The 18680-nt window shown below is 64.1% G+C and carries 13 protein-coding genes; 1 reads left to right on the plus strand and 12 read right to left on the minus strand.

The annotated features are described in order from the left end of the window. Positions 1-6: 6 nt before the first annotated feature. The 5 genes from MBR110_RS26300 to MBR110_RS26320 form a co-directional block, all read right to left on the minus strand. Positions 7-582 (minus strand): lysozyme inhibitor LprI family protein, encoded by a 576-nt coding sequence (locus MBR110_RS26300; protein WP_181709716.1) that lies wholly within the window; start codon positions 580-582, stop codon positions 7-9. Between the two features lie 3 nt (positions 583-585). Next, positions 586-3549: a pesticin C-terminus-like muramidase gene (locus tag MBR110_RS32550; RefSeq protein ID WP_220138109.1), complete on the minus strand. Its 2964-nt coding sequence runs from the start codon at positions 3547-3549 to the stop codon at positions 586-588. A 53-nt stretch (positions 3550-3602) separates the two neighbouring features. Next, the gene (locus MBR110_RS26310) at positions 3603-6110 is read right to left on the minus strand and encodes a type VI secretion system Vgr family protein (protein ID WP_181709717.1); all 2508 of its coding nucleotides are present in this window, start codon (positions 6108-6110) and stop codon (positions 3603-3605) included. 381 nt (positions 6111-6491) lie between these two features. Next, complete coding sequence (locus tag MBR110_RS26315) at positions 6492-8507, minus strand: site-specific integrase (RefSeq protein WP_258570008.1); 2016 nt, start codon at positions 8505-8507, stop codon at positions 6492-6494. 385 nt (positions 8508-8892) lie between these two features. Continuing rightward, on the minus strand, positions 8893-9288 hold the full coding sequence (locus tag MBR110_RS26320) for a hypothetical protein (RefSeq protein WP_059704494.1): 396 nt from the start codon (positions 9286-9288) through the stop codon (positions 8893-8895). 1174 nt (positions 9289-10462) lie between these two features. Here MBR110_RS26320 and MBR110_RS26325 point away from each other — a divergent pair. Then, complete coding sequence (locus MBR110_RS26325) at positions 10463-11245, plus strand: alpha/beta fold hydrolase (protein WP_181709718.1); 783 nt, start codon at positions 10463-10465, stop codon at positions 11243-11245. Positions 11246-11302: 57 nt separating this feature from the next. On the opposite strand, the gene cysC is transcribed toward MBR110_RS26325, so the two are convergent. The 7 genes from cysC to MBR110_RS26360 form a co-directional block, all read right to left on the minus strand. Beyond that, positions 11303-11890, minus strand: coding sequence for an adenylyl-sulfate kinase (gene cysC / locus MBR110_RS26330; protein WP_258570009.1), 588 nt, complete (start codon positions 11888-11890; stop codon positions 11303-11305). Between the two features lie 93 nt (positions 11891-11983). Continuing rightward, positions 11984-13429 (minus strand): efflux transporter outer membrane subunit, encoded by a 1446-nt coding sequence (locus MBR110_RS26335; protein WP_258570010.1) that lies wholly within the window; start codon positions 13427-13429, stop codon positions 11984-11986. Positions 13430-13523: 94 nt separating this feature from the next. Further along, a complete protein-coding gene (locus MBR110_RS26340) occupies positions 13524-15116 on the minus strand; it encodes a DHA2 family efflux MFS transporter permease subunit (protein ID WP_181709721.1) in 1593 nt (530 codons plus the stop codon). Positions 15117-15127: 11 nt separating this feature from the next. Next, entirely contained in the window at positions 15128-16231 is a 1104-nt protein-coding gene (locus MBR110_RS26345; protein WP_258570011.1) for an HlyD family secretion protein, read from the minus strand. A gap of 2 nt (positions 16232-16233) precedes the next feature. Then, entirely contained in the window at positions 16234-17067 is an 834-nt protein-coding gene (locus MBR110_RS26350; protein WP_181709723.1) for a 4'-phosphopantetheinyl transferase family protein, read from the minus strand. Next, positions 17064-17927 carry an ROK family protein gene (locus MBR110_RS26355; RefSeq protein WP_181709724.1) on the minus strand — a complete coding sequence of 288 codons (864 nt, stop codon included), beginning with the start codon at positions 17925-17927 and terminating at the stop codon, positions 17064-17066. The genes MBR110_RS26350 and MBR110_RS26355 overlap by 4 nt, the downstream gene beginning before the upstream one ends. Further along, the gene (locus MBR110_RS26360; RefSeq protein ID WP_181709725.1) at positions 17927-18670 is read right to left on the minus strand and encodes an SDR family NAD(P)-dependent oxidoreductase; all 744 of its coding nucleotides are present in this window, start codon (positions 18668-18670) and stop codon (positions 17927-17929) included. The genes MBR110_RS26355 and MBR110_RS26360 overlap by 1 nt, the downstream gene beginning before the upstream one ends. Positions 18671-18680: the final 10 nt, after the last annotated feature.

Raw genomic sequence — 18680 nt, forward strand, 5'->3', positions numbered from 1 at the left:
TCAGGATCACCAATTTTTAAAGAAATTCAGCCTGGCTGTGCAGACGTCACGCTCCTCGTGTAGCTTCGCGGCCGTCATCTTGCAGTTCAGGGTTACATATTTAACCCAATTCGGATTGTTTCCATCGGAGGTATTTTTTATCAGTTTCGTTACTACCTTACCAGTATCTCCATTTTCATACAAATTCGCCATTACAGCCAGCGATCGCCTAAATACATCCATTCCGACCGCCGACCCCAAATAACGAATTTCATCCGTTCGCGCCTCGGTCACTGCCGTCAAACAAGTCCATTTGTCAATAGCCGCCTCCGCCCCCGGAGCGGTAGCATCAAAAGCCGCGCCGCAATATTTCTCCTTATATACAACCCATGCCCTCTGAGTTGCAATGAGATTTTGCTTATCCGATGCGGCGATTTTCGCCAGAAAATCATTGTAGCTTTTATTTAAAATTCTATCTGCAGCATCGTAATTTGTTTGCGCGCAATTGGTCAATTCTGCGTTGGTTTGGCCATTGCAAGCCACCTTCGAAAAGGCGGCACCGGAAACAAGCATAAGGACACAAAAGACAATATTCTTCGTCACAGTCTATCTCCAGCAGTCACAAGTCATACCTTTCTCGAACAGGACAGCCTCCTTCTCTCGTCGTTTGAGTAGGCCATCGTTCCCAGTTCCTTCCCACAATACTTTCATGGCACGTAACTGCGCCGCAACTTCAGGTAAATTATTATTCTGAATGGCAGCCTTAATATTTCTCATGTGAACCCGCGATCTTTGACCGGGCTTATCTTCTAATTGAGATCCACGGTTATAGACCAAGCTGAGCAGCGCTCCTTGACAATGCGGATGCAATTTCGTAATACCGGGAAATGCGTCGACGGTAAACTGAGCGTAGCGGCGCTTAACCTTCTTAGCCATCTCAAGCGCCTTTGGCTCGGATATTTTTATGTCACTAAATGATGAAACAACGGCGCGCGCCCCATCCCCATGTTTTCCGATCGCAGTTAAGAGCCGGGTGATCTCTGCCTCCGTAAAAAAACCATTCAAATCGGCGCTAGCCGTCGCTTCGGGTTGTTGCCCCAAATCATAACCGTAGCCAATTGTTACACCGCTAGATTGATCTTTTTTGCTCCCTGGCACGTAAGGAACTTCACCAAATCCTTCCGAGTCGAGGATAAGATGAAACGCCTCTACTGATGTATAGTACATTCCCTCTGTAGTGGAAAAATCCAGCACGTCGGTTTTGCATTTGTCGCTACAACCAGCCATGAAATTCCCAATCAACCCGATCGGGTGAAAATGCCACGGCTTCGGCTCTTTCGGAAGAATCTTCGCGTCAATCCCTTGAACCTCTTCCCACCACTGCAGCTTCTTGATCCGCTCCATCTCGTTGACCCACTTCCACGGCACGAGCTTCATATGAGGCGTGATGTCCTCCCACTTCCCCATGTTACCGCCCCACTCGCTCTCGCTCTTCACGACCATGTGCGAGATCGCCTCGGCCAGCCATTGCTTTGTCTGCGCATCCGCCAATTCCGCGGCGGTTACCTTGCCATCGTGATTAGCGTCAATGGCCATTTCGAGCTTCTGGATGAGGTCGCTGGTGGCCAACGCATCCGCGCTCGGCTTGAAGTTGTCTTGATCCTCTCCCATGGCCAGGCCGGCGACGAACAGATACCGCTTGAACATGTCGACCATTTTGGTCGAACTGTTGTCGACGAGATCGAACCCAGGCCAGTCCCACGGGCTGCACAGCTTCACTTTCGGATGATCCTGCTCGCGCACCCAGCCTTGACGGGTTCCGCCCTCTTTCGTACCGACTGTTACGTTCCACCAGCGTTTCGTTTTACCGCTCGCGTCCTTGTCTTCTCGTGCCAAGATTTGCGGCCCCTGCTTGTCGAGATCGACCACCCGGAGCACGTTGCGGAAGTCCGTTTCGGGCCCGTCCGCCTGGCTGACCTTCAGCGGAAAGCTTTTCCAGCCCTTGACGGGCGCCGTCGTCATTTGATTGACCAGGCCCAGGCTGCTGTCGATCCAGAACGGGCTGCCGGTCGGCGTCTCGATCGGCGCCTGCTTTTTCGGTGGCTTCTCCTTGTGCTTCTTCCCCTTGCCGGCCGGCCCCGCTGGCTCCGGCTGCTCGGCAGGCATTTTGACGGTCTTGGGCTGCACCTTGACCCATCGCGATTTCGGATCGCTGACTGGTACCAACTTCAAACCCGTCTGCTCGAGGGTGTAATCCGAATCCGGAACTTTCGTCACGAGTTTTGCGCCCGCCAGGATCTCCAGAAACGGCTTGTCTGTATCCGGCAGTTCTTTCGCGCGTGCCTGGCTCTTGGCGATGAACGCCGGAAGATCGGAGCCCGCAAAGACTTCGAGATGCAGCAACGGCCGACTCGGTACGGGAGGAGTGAGCTTCGCTTCCCTGTAGCGCTGGTATTGCCCGAAATGCGCGACCACATCTCCCGCCTTGACCGGGTAAGGCTTCTTGAGCACGACCACCTTATCGACGGGGCCGGACTGAGGAATCGGCTCCAGTTCCGAAAGAAACACGTAGCTGTACTGCAACTGCACATGCGGTGGTTGACCGACAACGGGGCCCACCGGATCGCCTTTAATGATCTTCGTGATCTTTACCCACCCCTTGTGGCCGCCGTTATCGGCCTCGTTCACGGTGAGTTCCGTCCCCTCGGGTAGCAAACCGAGGAGCTTGCCGTTCGGGATAATACGAACCCGAACACCCGAGACAGGCGCCGGCAGCGCATCATCCGCACCTTGCTGCTGAGGCGGATCGTCGCCGAGCGCGTCGGGATTGATTGGCTTCGGTTTGGGAAGGTCCTGCTTGTTCGGCTTCAGCGCTCGATACGAGCGGTCAGCTTCCCAGTACGGAAGAGGCTTGAGCCGCGGTGCCTTGGGATCCGCGTTTTCCGATTTGGGCTGATCAAGCGCCGCCTTATACGTTTTCCAGTCGAGCGTATGCATGTACAGACTGAAGAACGTCAGCATTTCATCGGGAGGCGGACTGGACGGCGCAGGAGCCTGCGCCGGGGCTGGCGCAGACGCCGGTGCCGGCGGCGTCCCATTGGCGCCCGACGCGGGCGATGTGGGCGGCGCATTCGAGGGTGCAGGAGCCGGGTCCGGCTTTTTCGGTGCGGGCGGCAATTGCAGGGTATGGCGAATCAGCACAAAGCCCCGCGAGTACAACGCGTTGCGTTTGTCCTGGTACGCCAACGTGGGGCACTCGTTGTCGAGCCGGTAAGCGACGATCTCCCCGGTGGCGATCGCGCGTATGCCCTCGTCCTGTTTCAGTGCCTCGCCGGTCTTCTGACCGAAGTGAATGCCGCCATGCCAGATGCCGCTGGCTCCCAGCGGAAAAAAACCATCCTCGGCGGTCGCGAGCACCTTCATATAGGTCATGGGATCCGTGGCATCCGACGCCGCGCCTTCCTTGGTTGCGGGCGAAAACGGATAGCTCCATGCAAGAGGCGTATACGCGGGCTTTGGTTCGGGCTCAGGTTTCTTCGGCGGTTGTTTGGGAGGGTGCTTGTCCGTCATGGCAATTAGAATCGCAAGTCGTTATCGTGTTTCTCGTACGGGCCGAATCCGGATCACCCGGAAAAATCGTCCGCGTAACCGCCGTGCTTCGACACGGGCGTGCCGGTCAACGGATCGCGCAGCGTCATGGTTGACGCACCGGGCTTGTCCCACGATGCGCATTTCTCGAGAATCTGACCTGACGTCCCGTTCTCGATCATGTTCGGCGTGATCTTGATATACGAACCACCGACATTCAGAATCAGTTCCTTTTCCGCGCGCAGAACCATCCGTCCGGACGCGCTCTCGATGGTGATGTCCTGCTGCGCGAGCATCGTCAACGCATCGTTCTGAGCCTGGATCTCGACAGGGCCTTTGGTCGCGAAGATCTTGATCCCGAGGTTTTGAGCGTACAGACTGATCTTGTCCATGACGCTTGCGAGAAGCGACTTCCCGGCCGCAACGTTGACGTTCCGTCCCGACACCAGGTTGACCTGTTGATTCGCCGAGGCGTGAAGCGACTGCTGGCTGGAGATCCCGACACCCGCCGGACTCGACAGCAGCATCGCCGGCTTCGCAAAGCCGTTGGCACTTCCCGTTCCGCCCCCTGCCGTGCGACCACCTTTCGTGACGCCCGGAACGCTGCTCTGCGTCATCTCGGTAAACGCCTTCAACGCATCGCTACCGTCCTTCAGGCTCTCGGCCCGGTTCGTTTCGCTCGCCTGCGAGACGGTCTCGAACACAGCTTCCGCAGCTGCAAGCTGATCAGTCGCGGCCGACACGTTCATAGGCTGTACTGCGGCCGGATGGGTCGAGATCGACAGGCCTCGTACCGCGCGAATCGCACCATGCGCCTCCGACTTGAGATCGAAGCCGCTGCCGACGAACGCGCCGCGCGTGTTGTCGGACTGCTCGATCAAGTAACCCAGATGAAGGTGAGAGCTGTAGCTCGACGAGTAAAGTTGAGCCCGATTCTGACCGCTCGAGTCGTCCATCACGAGCTGGTTGAAGCCGTCGCCACCGTATTCGCGAGACCTGAAGCCGGACAGCAGGCCATGCGTATGCCATACGGGCATCGTCGCGCCCCCATGCAGCCTCGAGATGATCACCGGCCGGTCGCAATCGCCGTTCACGAATCCCAAGAGCACCTGGTCATCCTTGCGCAGCGGGAAGTAGCCGCCGCGCTTCGCGCCGGCGTCCGGCATTGCCGCGCGAATCCACGTCGTCGACTTTGTATTGCGATCGTTCCGGCTGTTCGATGTGCGGACCCGCACGCGGTTGCCATCGTCGGTGAGGATTTCGTCGTCGCTGTCCGTCACGACGATCGCCGTCTGCAGGTGCATCTCCGGCTTCTCGTGCTCGAACGGACTGCGGAACGGCGTTTTGCGGCGCTGCGCCTCGATCTCGACGTGGAAAAATCCGACACCGCCGTCGCGATGACGCACGGTCGCGCCGGTCCCGGCCGCCTGAGCCTGCTCGATTTCGCTGCGCAGGCTGCGCGGAAACCGCGTGAGCGCGTCCACACCCGGCAGGTTGTTTTGAATCAGCCAGTCGCTCGCAATGATCGACAACTCGCGCTCGTCCTCCGGCTGCGTGTCGAGAACGGGATGCCCCGACAGCTTGAACCAATAGCCGGGTAGCGCGTACCGCGGGCTACCGACTGCGAAATAGCGCTTCGACCGGGACGCCCATTCCTCGGTGCGAATGCGAGCCTGACGCTCGCCGACGTCGGATGCGTCCCAAGTCTGCGAGCCGGTATAGAGATAGTCCTCACCTTGACCTGGCAAATCCTCGAGGTCGGCCGCCGGCATGCCGACCTGTTTGTCGAGATCCGGCCGCTTGTAGTCGGCTGTGCCGAGCGTCAGCGACGCGCTTTGTGCGTCTTGCTGCTCGCTCAACTGGGTGAGCCCATCGAAATCCTCGTCGGTACCGGCATGACTGAACGTCATCTCCGGGTTCGGCAGCGACGGCCCGAAATAGAGGTCGTCCATCATGACGACCTTATGCGACTTGCCGTCCTTCGCGAAATCGAAGCGCGGAAACACGCCGATCTCTTCCAGGCTTCGGTGCACGAAGTTCCAGTCGGTTTCCCACTGCACGCGGTGCGAATACGACGGGATCGTCCCGCGCAGCTCGAGCCCATAGTGGCCGTTCGCCTGCGGATGCTTGTTCAGCACGTCGGTCAGGATCTGCCAGCCCGAGGTTTCCTGCCAATCTCGCCGGTCGCTGCTCAGTTTGAGGAAGCTCAGCCAGGACGCGAAGCGGAGCTGAAAATACGAGAGAGATCCATCACTTCCCAGACGCCGAACCTGCTGCACGTAGCCGTGAATCGGCAGATACCCACCGTCCGTCTGGCGAATCCAGAGCGTGACGGGCTGCAGCATCAGCGCGTTGAGCTTGATCTTGTCGCCGACGACCGATGACGCGTCGACGACTACCTCGAAATTCCGCCCGAGCCGCGCTTGAATCTTGACGTACAGCGGCACGAGCCAGTCGTCGCCGAGCGGTGTATCGAGTTTGACGATGCGTTCGAACTGCGCGTGCCCGCCGCGCAGCGCCTTCAGCAAGACTTCGCCGCTCATGCTGACATCCCATGGTAAGCAATCTCGGCCGGTATTGCCCTCTCAGAACCGCGACTGCAATTATTAAACAATGCGACGAATTAGTTACATATTCTTTCACCACCTTGCGCTTCGCGTGCCAATTAAGTCGTGGCGCGTGAGTCGTGATTCGAATCGCTTCGTCGAAGAATGCAAACTCAGATCATATGGCAATTCGCCCATGTACGTTAGGATGAGCTGTCGGCAGAAGTATCAGCAATAGTTAAACTTCGTTCGAGTACCCGCCCAATTCCCCGGGTGCTGATGCGCTCATTGAGATTTCATCCAAGCCGCTCCCGCATAAGCGCGGCGGAATCATCATGGTTCATGTCAACCCGTTTGCCGATGCGGCACGGCGGATGTTCAACGCGTGGTCGTGGAACGGTCAAAACGGCGGACGGGAATACGAGGCCGATGTCGAGCTGCGGGCCGACGGCAATGCATTCCACGTTGGCGCCGACGGTTGTCAGCTCGATTTCGCGATTTATGGCGCGCAGATGGAAGTCGAGCAACTGTAGCGCCCAGGCTCGCGTGGCCGAGCGGCTCCTGCAGGTCGCGGACGTCAGCGCCGGCATCGAGCCCATGGTTCGCGAAGGTGTGGCGCAGCCAGTGCGTGCTCGCGCGGCGCAGGTCGGCGGCCGCGTTCGGGTAGGTGGCCGCCAGCTGGTCGGCGGCCCGCGTGAAGATCGCCTTGAAGAGGCGCCCGACCACGTCCGGATGCAGCGCCTCACCGGTCACCAGATGGGCGGTCAGCGGGGTGTCGGCCGGCGCGGTCTCGAGCGTGAGCGGCACCGGGCGCGTGCGCAGCTGCGCACGCAGCGCATCGACCAGGCGCCGCGGCATCGGCACGGTGCGTGCGCGCCGGCCCTTGCCCAGCACGCGCAGGCTCCACGCGTCGTCGAGCGCCCCGTCCAGCGCGGTGCGCGTCAGCGCGCCGGTGGTCGCCGCGGCAAGCTCGGCGCGGCGCAGCCCGGTCGCGTAGGCGAACAGCAGCAGGAACGCGTCACGCGCGGTCGCGGCGTCGTCGCCCGACACATCGAACGCCGACTGTGGACGCAACACCGTCTGCAGCACATACTGCCACTGCGCGCGCGTGAGCGTGCGCCCGGTGGTGTCGAGCGCGACGGCCGGCGCGGCCGGCAGGCCGCCGAACGGGTTCACGCGCAGGTACTGCTGGCCGAAAAGCCACGCGCCCATCGCATTGAGGATCCGCCGCGCGGTGTCGCGGCTGCGCTCGGACAACGGCCCGACGAACGGCCGCCACGCCGGATCGAGCCGTTCGACGCGGCCGCGCCCGGTCCAGCGCTCGGCCGGTTGCGGGTCGCGCAGGAAGCCGTCGAGGTACTCCGCGCAGTCCATCGTGTTCAGCGACGACAGCGGCTTGCCCTTGGCCACGATCGCCCACAGCAGCAGCCGCTCGGCTTCACGGCGGTACGCGCGGCGGGTCGCGTCGCTGCGTGCGCCGCGGGTTGCGATCCACGCGTGGACCGCCTGCAGGTCGGTATTCAGTTCGGCCTGGTGCGCGGGCGCCGGCGCGCGGTTCAGCCCGGCCGAGCCGTCGAGCGCGGCCGGCACGCGCAGCGCCTCGAGCGGCACCACGTCGGCGGCTGCGCCCGGCACCGGCTGCAGCGCCGGATGGCCGGCGACCAGCTGCCGGCGCGGGGTGACCGCGAGCGGCGACAGGTAGCCCAGCGTGTCCGGATGCTGCGCGATGAAGTTGCTGATGCGCTGCGCACCGATCGCGCCCAGGCGCGGCACCGCGCGGTACCAGCGCTGACGCCGCGCGCGCATCAGCGCGAGCAGCTCGGCAAAGGTCGTGACGCCGGCGGCCGCGAGCTGCGCGACCAGGCGCGCGTCGAACCAGCCGTCGAGCGTGTGCTCCGGCTGCGGCGCCTCGACGAGACTCGCCTCCATGCGTGCGAGCGCGGCGTCCTGGCGATCGCGCAGGCGGCGATTGCGGGCACCCTTCCGATCGAGCGCTGGCGACGACGCCGGCGGATAGGTTTCGACGTACAGCGCGACGAGCTCGCGCTCGCTGTAGAACGCATCGGGATCCACCTCGGCGCGAAATGCCTCGAGCGTCGGGACTTCGCGGCCGGCCGCCCCTCCCGCTGCGCCGCCGGCGTGCGCGTCGCGCGGCAAGCTGCCGGGCTTCAGGCGCAGCAGGTGTGCCGCGTCGACGTCGCCGGAGCGCCCCGCGGCAATCGTCAGCGTGTCGCGCAGCATCGCGAGCGTGCGGCGCGTCACGCGCACGTCGGTGCCCGGCACGCCGTAGTGCGCATGCAGCGTCGCTTCGTCGAGCCCTTCGAGGTACGCGCGGTACAGCGCGAAGTGGGCCGGCGTCAGGCGCAGCGTCGCGCGGGTGGGTGAAGCACGCACGTCACTCGTAGACCAAAGCAAAGTTGTCACCGTTTGCAAAGTAAAAATGTCACTTCGCCGGACGGCATCGGCTGGGAAGCGGCGAACTCTCGGAAGTTCATGAGGTTGCGCATTGCGCACTAAAGTTGTCACTGTCCGCGGCCTTGCGAAGACCAGTATCAACTCCCCCGCGACGCACTCCCAGCGCCGGCAGGGGCGGTCACGCGTTCCGCGAAATCCAAGTTTGAACCGACAATAGTGCCGTAGCGATAAGGTTCATCTCGTTACTAGGCCGTTCGGCGATGTCGGCAAACAAGCCAGCGCGCCGTCGAGCGGCCGTTCTGGAGCCGTGCGAAAGGCGCTTCGCGACCCTGAGTGGTCATCCGACCGGGCCGATTGCGGACACTCAAGGACGTTGCTTCGATTGACCAAACCAGCGATTCCAGAGATTCGAATCTTCCTTGCCTATCTCAAAGATACGCTCACGAATTTTCGTACCAATTCCATCGTGAAGATCCAAGTGTAATTTCACAGATTTAAATACACCTTTCAGATCCACGTCATTCGCGTGACAGAGTTCGGTGAACTCTTCGATCGCTTGATGGTACTTAACTTCGGAGACGGCAATAAATCTAACCTCTGTGGCCGCCTGTTTTCTGGCGGCGTACCAATCCATCACGATTTCCTTCCATTCGCGCATTTCCTGAATCAGATCGTCTGGATTAGTCAGCTCCATGGAAAGCACGATCATGAACAAGTCTTCCTGCAGCTCGCTTTTCTTCACAGCTTCTTTGTATTGCATAGGAGATGCCTGTCGCCCCTCAAGGTAGTATTGGCCTGGTGAGACGGTTCCTGAGTGCGTTGGTTACCGACCAGGGCAGCTTGCCGCTCAGCTTGATTGAAGATTGGCTACGCAGTCGTGGATTGCCGGCGCGACCTGGGGATTGGACAAATTCGGCCGACACGCGCGAGCGAGAGCAACAATTGCTCGACGCCTTCAACAACCCCAACTATGCGCCCGTTTTCCACGGGATCGCCAGAGCTAGCTAGTGCTTCCGGCAAGTTGGATTCAATACTTGCGATTCCGTCCTCAACCCAGAGGTCGATTCCGAACGGCAGCAAAAACGCTCGATTCTTATCCATTCTTCCGATCTCGTCCTGGTCGAAAGCCGCATTGTCAACGATCCAGGAGGCGAAGTCGAACGTCCGCTTCTGGCCGGGAGCAGCTGTCGCAGTTGACCCCGAATGTCCCGCATCACTACTTTTCCAGCATGCGTGACCGAGCTTCAGGCAGAGAGCGTCCTGTCTGAACTCAGCGCATCGACCGGCCCGGCGGTGCGTCGGGAATCGGTCAAGAAATCAGGACGTTACCGCCGGAACCCTTGCTCCACGACGCGAATTGACAAATTTAATGCGGACGTAGGCGAATTGACGACATTCTTTTGATGGGGCCGTCAATGAAGTCGTCAATTCGCAGCCCGGAGGCCTTGATCCATGGGAATTCCGGAGTGACGGAATTATTTTGCTCTACGCCTGATGGGCCATTGCCGAAGCATGCCCGCAGTCTCGATCAGACCGCGCAGCCTATCCTCAGCAAAATCGCGGCGCACCTACAACAGTCGCCGGCACGAAAAACAGGCTTCGGGGTGCTGGTTCAACCTATTTCGTCATCGCTTCGAGAAGCTTCGCAAAACCAGGGTGGGTACGACTCTCCATAAAGATTTGGGTGACCGCCGGGGGGAATTATTGCATTATCGTAATCTATGGATGCGATTAGCAGTTTACAAGCCATTAAACAAAGCATGCCATACGGAAAATTTCCACAATAATCAATTTCTTGTTGAAAATCGCATCTGATCATATACGCTGAAATGCGCGCGAGATACGGGTGGGTCGCCTGACATGGCAAAGCGAAACATTCCAGAAATTGACGCGCCTTTTGTTCAGTATTTTTAACCATATCAGGAGAAAGAATCATGACAGCAGCGTCGCGCGTTATGGCTTCCCGCGGTGCAGAAATAGAAGTGAACCTCCTTCGCGAGCAGGGTGCCTTTCATCTTACCGCCGTTGCGTGCGGGGATTTCGCGGCGCTCGATCGGGTCTCTTGGCCGGTCAGCCAGATGCAGCTGCGCGGCTACGGCAAGAGCGTCGCGCAGGACCGACTGGCTGCGCCTGCGCTAAGCGACTACGTCGCCGATCTCGATACGGTTACGGCCGCCAGAGCAAATGGGAAGACGGTGCTGTTCGGTTATTCCCATGGCGGCTATTTCACGACGGCCTATGCGCTTGCACATCCCGACCGGGTCGGTGCGTTGATTCTGGTCGAGCCGGCACTCTACACGCCGAAGGAAGACCTGCTCGAGCGGGCACGGAAGGCCGCCGCGGGGGACAAGGCGGGCGCGGTCGAGCGCGTGCTCCGATACGTCGATCCGACCGTCGGTCTGGTGCATGAGCGTGCGACGCAGGTCGTTCAGTCGATCGTCACGAACATCAACAGCGACAGTCAGCTGGCCCACGAATTCACGATTCGCGCGGAAAACCCGATCTCCGACGACAACCTCGCGCAACTGCGGGTGCCGGTCCTGCTGATCGGCGGGACCGACAGCCATGTGAACTTCATGGTCAAGCGCGCGGCGCAGGTGATTCCGTTCGCCTCGGTGTTCTGGGTGCAAGGCGCAACCCACCTCGACCTGCAAGGCGACAAGCATGCCGACGCGATCTCGGGCGCCGTGGAGGCATTCCTGAAGAGCGTCGGGTAAGCGGCGACGCTCCGCTCCGCGCGGCCGGCCGGACCTCGCCGGTCGCGCGCGGGCGGCTCAGCTCAGCGCATCGAGCACGACGCCGACGATCTGGTCGACACACGCGTCGAGCGATTCATTGGCGGTGTCGACGCGGACCTCCGGATGCAGCGGCGGCTCGTACGGCGACGAGATCCCCGTGAAGTCCTCGATCAATCCCGCCCGCGCCTTTCGGTACAGCCCCTTGACGTCGCGCTGTTCGCAGACCCGAAGCGCGCAGTCGCAATGGACCTCGACGAAATCGCCCGACGCGAACAGCGCGCGCACGCGATCGCGATCCTCCTGGAACGGCGAAATGAAAGCGGACAGGACGATCACGCCGGCATCGACGAACAACCGGGCGACTTCGCCCGCGCGGCGGATATTTTCCGTGCGGTCGTCGGCCGAAAAGCCAAGGTCGTTGCACAGGCCGTGCCGGAGGCTGTCGCCGTCCAGCACGTAGGTTCGCTTGCCGGCAATATGCAGACGCTGCTCGACCGCCGCCGCCAGCGTCGACTTGCCCGCGCCCGACAACCCGGTCAGCCAGATGGCGAGCGCACGGTGCGCCTGCTGTCGTTTGCGGTCGCGACGGTCGATCGATGGCGTTTCACCGGCAGAATGCAGCATTCTCATCAATTTAAGTTTCCTCAAAGGGTGTCAAGCGAGATCGCGCCTGCCGGATTCCCGATAGCGGGCCCGCGATGTCCTTCCTGTCCGAAATCAGCGAGCGCCAGCGTTGGCGCTGTCGACGGGCGTCGCCGACCACCCTCCCCCGGTCGCCCGGATCACGTCTACGGCCGCGAGCAGGCGCCGGGTCTGGGTCTGCGCGGCGGCGCGGTCCGCGGCGAGCTGGCTGCGCTGCGCGTCGACGACGTCGAGGTAGGTGGCGATGCCTCGCTCGTAGCGGGTCAGCGCCACCTGGTAGGCGCGCGAGGCCGACTCCTGCGCGATTTTGCGCGCGTCGGCCTGCAACGCGTGCTGCTCGACGTCGGACAGCGCATCCTCCGTTTCGCGCAGCGCCTCGAGCAGCTTGTTCTGGTGATCGGCGAGCGCTTCCTGGTAGCGCGCATTCGCCGCCGCGAGGTTCGCGCGATTGCGCCCGCCGTCGAACAGCGGCAGCGTCAGCGCGAGCGGCCCGACGTTGAACTGGGTGGAATCGCCGTTCGTCAGTTCCCGCAGGTTGCGCGATGCGTAGCCGAAATCGCCGGTCAGTTGCACGCCCGGATAGAACGCGGCCTCCGCCACGCCGACCTGGGCATTCGCGGCGCGCAGGTTCGCGACGCTCACGCTCAGGTCCGGCCGATGCGCGAGGAGTTGCGCCGGCAGGCCGACCGGGATGCGCGGCGGTGTCGGCAGCGGGGCATTCGCGCTCACGTCGAGCGGCCGCGACGGCGCTTCGCCGACGAGCACCGCCAGCGCATGCTCGAGCGCATCGCGCTGGCGAACCACCTCGTGCAGTTCCGCCTCGGCATTCGCCTCCTCGACGCGCGCGCGCGACAGGTCAAGCTCGTTGGCGAAACCGGTGCGAAAGCGCGCCGTCACCAGCTCGCGCGTTTCCCTACGCGTCGCGAGCGCGCTTTCGAGGATGCGTTGCTCGGCTCCCACGCCGCGCCACTGCCAGTAGACGCGGCCGACCTGAGTGGACAGCAGCAGCGCGACGCCCGCGTAGTCGGACTGCGCGGCGCGGAACTGCGCATCGGCCGTTTCGACAACGCGCCTGACCCGGCCCCACAGATCGATCTCGTAGGTCATCGACAGGCCCGCGGCGACGTTGTTGCCGAGGATCAGCTGGCGACCGAATACGATTGCCTGCTGCGTGTTGAGGGAACTGCGCATGCGCTGCGCGGACGCATTCGCATTGATCGCCGGCAACTGCTGGGCACGGGCGACGCCCAGCAGCGCCTGGGCCCGCAGCAACCGTTCGGCGCCGGCTTTCAGGCTCGGGCTGTTGCGAAACGCGCGTGCCTCGAGCGCGTTTAGCGCGGGGTCGCCGAACACGGTCCACCACTCGTCGGGCAGCGACACGGACGTCGCCTCGGACGCCGCATGCCGGTAGCGCGCCGGGGTGGTGTCGGCGGGGGCGACGAAGTCGGGGCCGACCGTCATGCAACCGGACAGCAGGGCGAGCATGGCGGGCCACGCCAGGGAAGTGAGTTGTCTCGACATGAAAATGACTTGGCAAGCGTTGGAGGTACCGGAAGCGCACACAGCGGCGGGCCACTGCCGTGCCTGCCGGGGCCTGTTGTTGGCGGAACAGGCCCTAGCGGGACGTGCCGGATCGGGACGGCGTCTTGTGAGCATCGGCGAACCAGACGATGCCCATGCAGGCGAACAGCAGCAGGCCCATGATCAGGAAGCAGTCGTTGAACGCCATCACGTAGGCATCGCGGCGCACGCCCGCATCGATCAGGCGCGTCACGCGCTCGTCGGCCAGCGGCCACGGATCGTCGCCGCGCGCCAGCAACGTGCGCGTGAGCTGCCCGATGCGGAGCAGCGTTTCGGGCTGCGCGGGCGAGATCCACTCGACCAGCCGCGACGAGTGGAAGTGTTCGCGCCAGGTCAGCAGCGTCGACAGCACCGCGATGCCGACCGATGCGCCGAGATTGCGCGTCATGCTGAAGAGCGCCGACGCCGACGCGGTTTCCGCCGGCGCCACGCTCTTCATCGCGAAGTTCGCGATGATCAGCATGATGAAGGGCTGGCCCAGCGCGCGAACGATCTGCGACATCATCAGCTGGTCGTATCCCGTGGTGGCGTCCATGGTCGTGTTCACCAGGCAGGACACGCCGAACAGCAGGAAGCCGAACGCGCACAAGAGGCGGTTGTCGACGCGGCTCGCGAGCGCGGTGACGATCGGCATCACGAGCAGTTGCGGCAGGCCGGCCCACATGATCACCTCGCCGATCTGCATCGGCGTGTAGCCGGCAATCCGGCTGAGAAACATCGGGATCAGGAATGACGAGCCATACAGCGCGACGCCGGACACGGCCGACAGGATCGCGGCGACCAGGAAATTGCGCCGGCCGTAGAGGCCGAGATCGACGAACGGTTCGCGACGGAAGTGGTCGTTCACGACCCACGCCAGCACCCCGGCGAAGGCCAGCGCCGCGCAACCCATGATCAGCGGCGAGTCGAACCAGTCCTTGAGATTGCCTTCCTCGAGGAACACCGTCAGCGCGCCGAGGCCGACGGCCATGCAGCCGATGCCGGTCCAGTCGGCGTGCCGGAGCAGCCCGGGCCGCGTCTCGCCCGGCTCGAGCCCGTAGACGACGCCGGCGACGAGCAGCAGGCCGGGAAGCCAGTTGACGTAGAAGATCGACTGCCACCCGTAACTTTCGCTCAGGTACGCACCGAACGTGATGCCAAGCACCGGCGCGAGCGTGCCGGTCAGTCCGAACATGCCCATGCCGGCGGCGCGGCGCGTCGGCGGCAGCCGCGTCATCAGGAGCGTCATGGCCATCGGAATCATGCCGCCGCCCGTGAACCCCTGAAGCGTGCGCAGCACGATCATGCTCTCCAGGTTCCAGGCGAGGCCGCACAGGCTGGACGTCACCAGGAACGCGACGGCCGTGCCGATCAGGTAGTTGCGCACGCCGAACACGCGGCCGAGCAGGCCGGTGAGCGGGATCACGATGATCTCGGCCACGAGATACGACGTCGAGATCCACGAGCCCTCTTCCGGGGTCGCGGACAGCGCGCCGAGGATGTCCTTGAGCGACGCGTTGGTGATCTGGATGTCGAGAATCGCGATGAACGCACCCATCATGCTCGCCAGGACCGCGATCCAGGTTCGCACGTCGACGTGCTCCGGCGATGCTTGCGTGCCGCGCACGCCAGTGGAAACCGTGTTCATGGCCGTCCGTGTCAGCGTGCGTCGGCGAGCCGTACCGGCCCGGATCGATCGGCGCGCACCTCGACCCGCGCGGACATGCCCGGCACGAGACGCCCCTTCAGCGCCGCCACGTCGGCCGGCGCCAGCGCGATCTTCACGGGTATCCGCTGCACGATGCGCGTGAAGTTGCCGGTCGCGTTGTCCGGCGGAAGCATCGAGAACTGCGCGCCGGAGGCCGGCGAGAAGCTGTCCAGCGTGCCGACCAGCGGACGGTCCTTCAGCGCGTCGACGATGACCGCGACCTGCTGCCCGGGATTCAGGCGCGCCAGTTGCGTTTCCTTGAAGTTTGCGGTCACCCAGACCTTGTCCTCCACCACCGCCGCCATGTGCTGGCCCGCCTGCATCGCGATGCCGACCTCGACGATCCGCTTGCCGATCCGCCCGGCCGCCGGCGCCCGCACCGTGTGGTATTCGAGGAATTGCCGCGCGTCCTTGAGCTGGGTCTGCAGCACGCGGATCTGCGCCTCGTCGACGTCCCGGGTGGCAGCGACCGAATCGACCTGCGCAGCGGCGGCCTCGACGGCCTTGCGGCGCGCGTCGACATCCGCCGCGGCACTGGCCTGGGTGGCCACGGCCGCGTCCAGCTCGGATCTAGCGACGGCCTTCATCTGTTCGCCATACAGCTGGCGATAGCGTTCGGCGTCCTGGTTGGCGCGCCGCAATTGCGCCTCGGCCTGCTTCAGTTGCGCGCCGGCGCCGCCGACCTGCGCGCGCATCTGGACGACCTGCGCATCGTCGCGCAGCACCTGCTGCGTCGCGCTGTGGATCTGCGCCTCGATCTGCTCGATCCTGGTGCGCTGATCGGTCGGGTCCAGCTCGGCAATCGGATCGCCCTCGCGCACGAACTGGTTGTCGGTCACGAACACGCGCGACACGACGCCGTTGATGCGCGGCGACACGATATGCACGTGGCCTGTCACGTAGGCATTGTCGGTCTCGACATAATGCGCGCCGCGCCACGCCATGCGCGCGGCAACGCTGAGCGCGACGAGCACCAGCGCGCCGGCCAGCCAGACGACGCGGTGGCTGCGCCGCGCCGGCGCGGCTGGATTCGGACGATCCTGTACGACAGACATCTTCATTCTCCGATGGTGAGTGGCGATGCGCGATCACCCGACCGGGAATCGCCATAGGTAAAACGATCGTCTTGCGGGGCTGCGGCGAGCACGGCCAACGTGCCCACGTACGCGGGCGCCGGCGGCTCGTCGAGCACGAGGAAATGGGAGGCGCGCGCGGGCGGCGCCGCGCCGTCATCCAGCAGCGCGAATGCGCGCGCGTCGGCGCCGACGCGCAGCCGGAAGCTGTCGAGGCGTCGCCTCAGTCCCTGGCCGGTCGCCTTCAGATAGGCCTCCTTGGCGGTCCAGAGTCGTGCGAACGCGCGCGGATCGCGCGGCGTGCCGCCGCGTTTCGCCAGCGCGGCCGCCTCGAACGCGTACAGCCGCCATGCGAGCCTGTCGTAGGCGGCACCGTCCGGCGCCTCGAGATCGAACCCCACCGGGAACTCGCCGAGCGCCACACCCCCGAACGGCCCGCTGTGGGACAGATTGAAATGCAGCCGCGGATGGTCCGGCAGCGCCGGCTTGCCGTGCGCGTCCGGCGCGATGACGAGCGCGCGCGAAGCGACGCCCAGCCACTCGGCCAGCAGCACGCGCAGCGCCGCGTGGTGCCGCGCGTACGCAGCCTGCCGCTCGAGCGGCAGGCGCCGCATCCGTTCACGCTCGCGCGCATCGAGCAGTGCCGCGCAACCGCGATCGTCCCAGTCGCCGTGCGCGACGGACCACACGCGGCATTCGATGGACGCCTGTGGCACATCCGCGCTCAGCCGGCGGGTCGGCACGTCGCGCCACAGCCCGCACGCATGCAGGTGCTGCGTATCGGTGCGCCAGCGGGACGCGTGGGCAACCGGGCTCATGCCGCGCGCCAGTGCCGGCAGGCGGCACGTTGCTCGGCGTCCGGCGCGGCGGCCAGCGCCAGCGCGCCCTGCAACGGCGCGTCGCCGCCGTGCGGCGATAGCCGGATCTCGGGCATCGCGAGCGGTCGCTTGAGGAAAGTCGTGCCGAGCGCGCGCGCGACGGCGTCGGGCAGCGCGGGAAAGCGATGCACGAGCCCGCCGCTCAGCGTGATGCAGGTGCTGTGGAACAGCTCGACGAGATTGGCGCTGCATGCGGCGAGCGCATCGGCCGCACCGTCGAGCCAGCGCGCCGCGGCGACCTCGGCCGGGTGCCGCTCGGCGAGGCGCTCGAACGCGCGGCCGGATGCGTAGGCCTGCAGGCAGCCCTGCCGACCGCAACTGCACGGCGCGCCATGCGGATGCACGATCAGATGACCGAGCTCGCGGTCGCGCAGCACGCGGCCGTCGACGCAGATCCCGCCACCGACGCCGGTGCCGAGCGAGAAGTGAACCAGGTTGGGCGCGCCGAGCGTCCACGTGTCGGCGAGCGTCGCCGCCGTGCCGTCGTCGCACCACACGATCCGCTCGCGCGCGAACGGCGCGAGCGTCGCGACGACCGGCGCCCCCTCCCACGCGGGACGATTCGGCCAGCGCTCGACCCGGCCGTCTCGGTCCAGGTTCGGGGCGCTGGCAATCGCGATCGTGGCGGGCCGGCCATGGGCCGCGCATCGCCGCTCGAGATACACGGCAAGCGCCGCCAGCACCTCGTCCGGCGCGGGATGCGTGTCCAGCCCGACGCGATGCTCGAACAGCGTGTGCGAGCCGTCGCGCGCGGCCAGCGCGATCTTGCTGCCGCCGATGTCGATACCGAGCCGCACCATCAGAAGCGCGCCGCGCCGTCGACCGGCACCACCACGCCGCTGACGTAGGACGCCTCGTCGGATGCAAGAAACACGACGGCGGCCGCCACTTCGCGCGCGTTGCCGAGCCGGCGCAGGCCGATCTGCTCCTTCACGCGCGCCTCGTCCTGCTCGGTGTAATGCGACTGACCGGCACTCGACAACGCGCCGGGCGCGACGACGTTCACCGTGATCCCGTGGACGCCGGCTTCCTGCGCGAGCGAGCGCGCATAGGCGTGCAGCGCCGCCTTCGACGCCGCGTACACGCCCTGCCCCGCCAGCCCGCGCTCGCCGGCCGTCGAGCCGATCAGCACGATGCGGCCGCTGCGCTGCCGGAACATCGGGCGCAGCACGCCGCGACACAGCTGGGCAACCGCCTTGAAGTTCAGGTCGAGCAGGCGATCGCAGTCGTCTTGCCCGGTCAGCAACGCCGATTTGCGCAACGTGGCGCCGGCCGCGCAGACGAGCACGTCGATCCGGCCATGCGACTTCAGTATCTCGCCGAGGGCGGCCGTGACGTCGTCGGCGCGCGTGACGTCGAGCCGGACCGGATGGATTCGCGCCCCGGCCGATGCGTCCGCACGTGCCGCGTCGAGCCCTTCGGGGTGCGTGAAATGGCAGGCGACGACCGTCGCGCCCTGCGCGGCTAGCGCGCCGCAGATCTGCGCGCCGAGGTAACCCGAGGCGCCGGTGACGAGGCAGATTTTTCCGTGGAGATCGAACATGTGTCTATCC

This window comes from Burkholderia sp. MBR-1 (genome assembly GCF_013822785.1).
Lineage (GTDB): Bacteria > Pseudomonadota > Gammaproteobacteria > Burkholderiales > Burkholderiaceae > Burkholderia > Burkholderia vietnamiensis.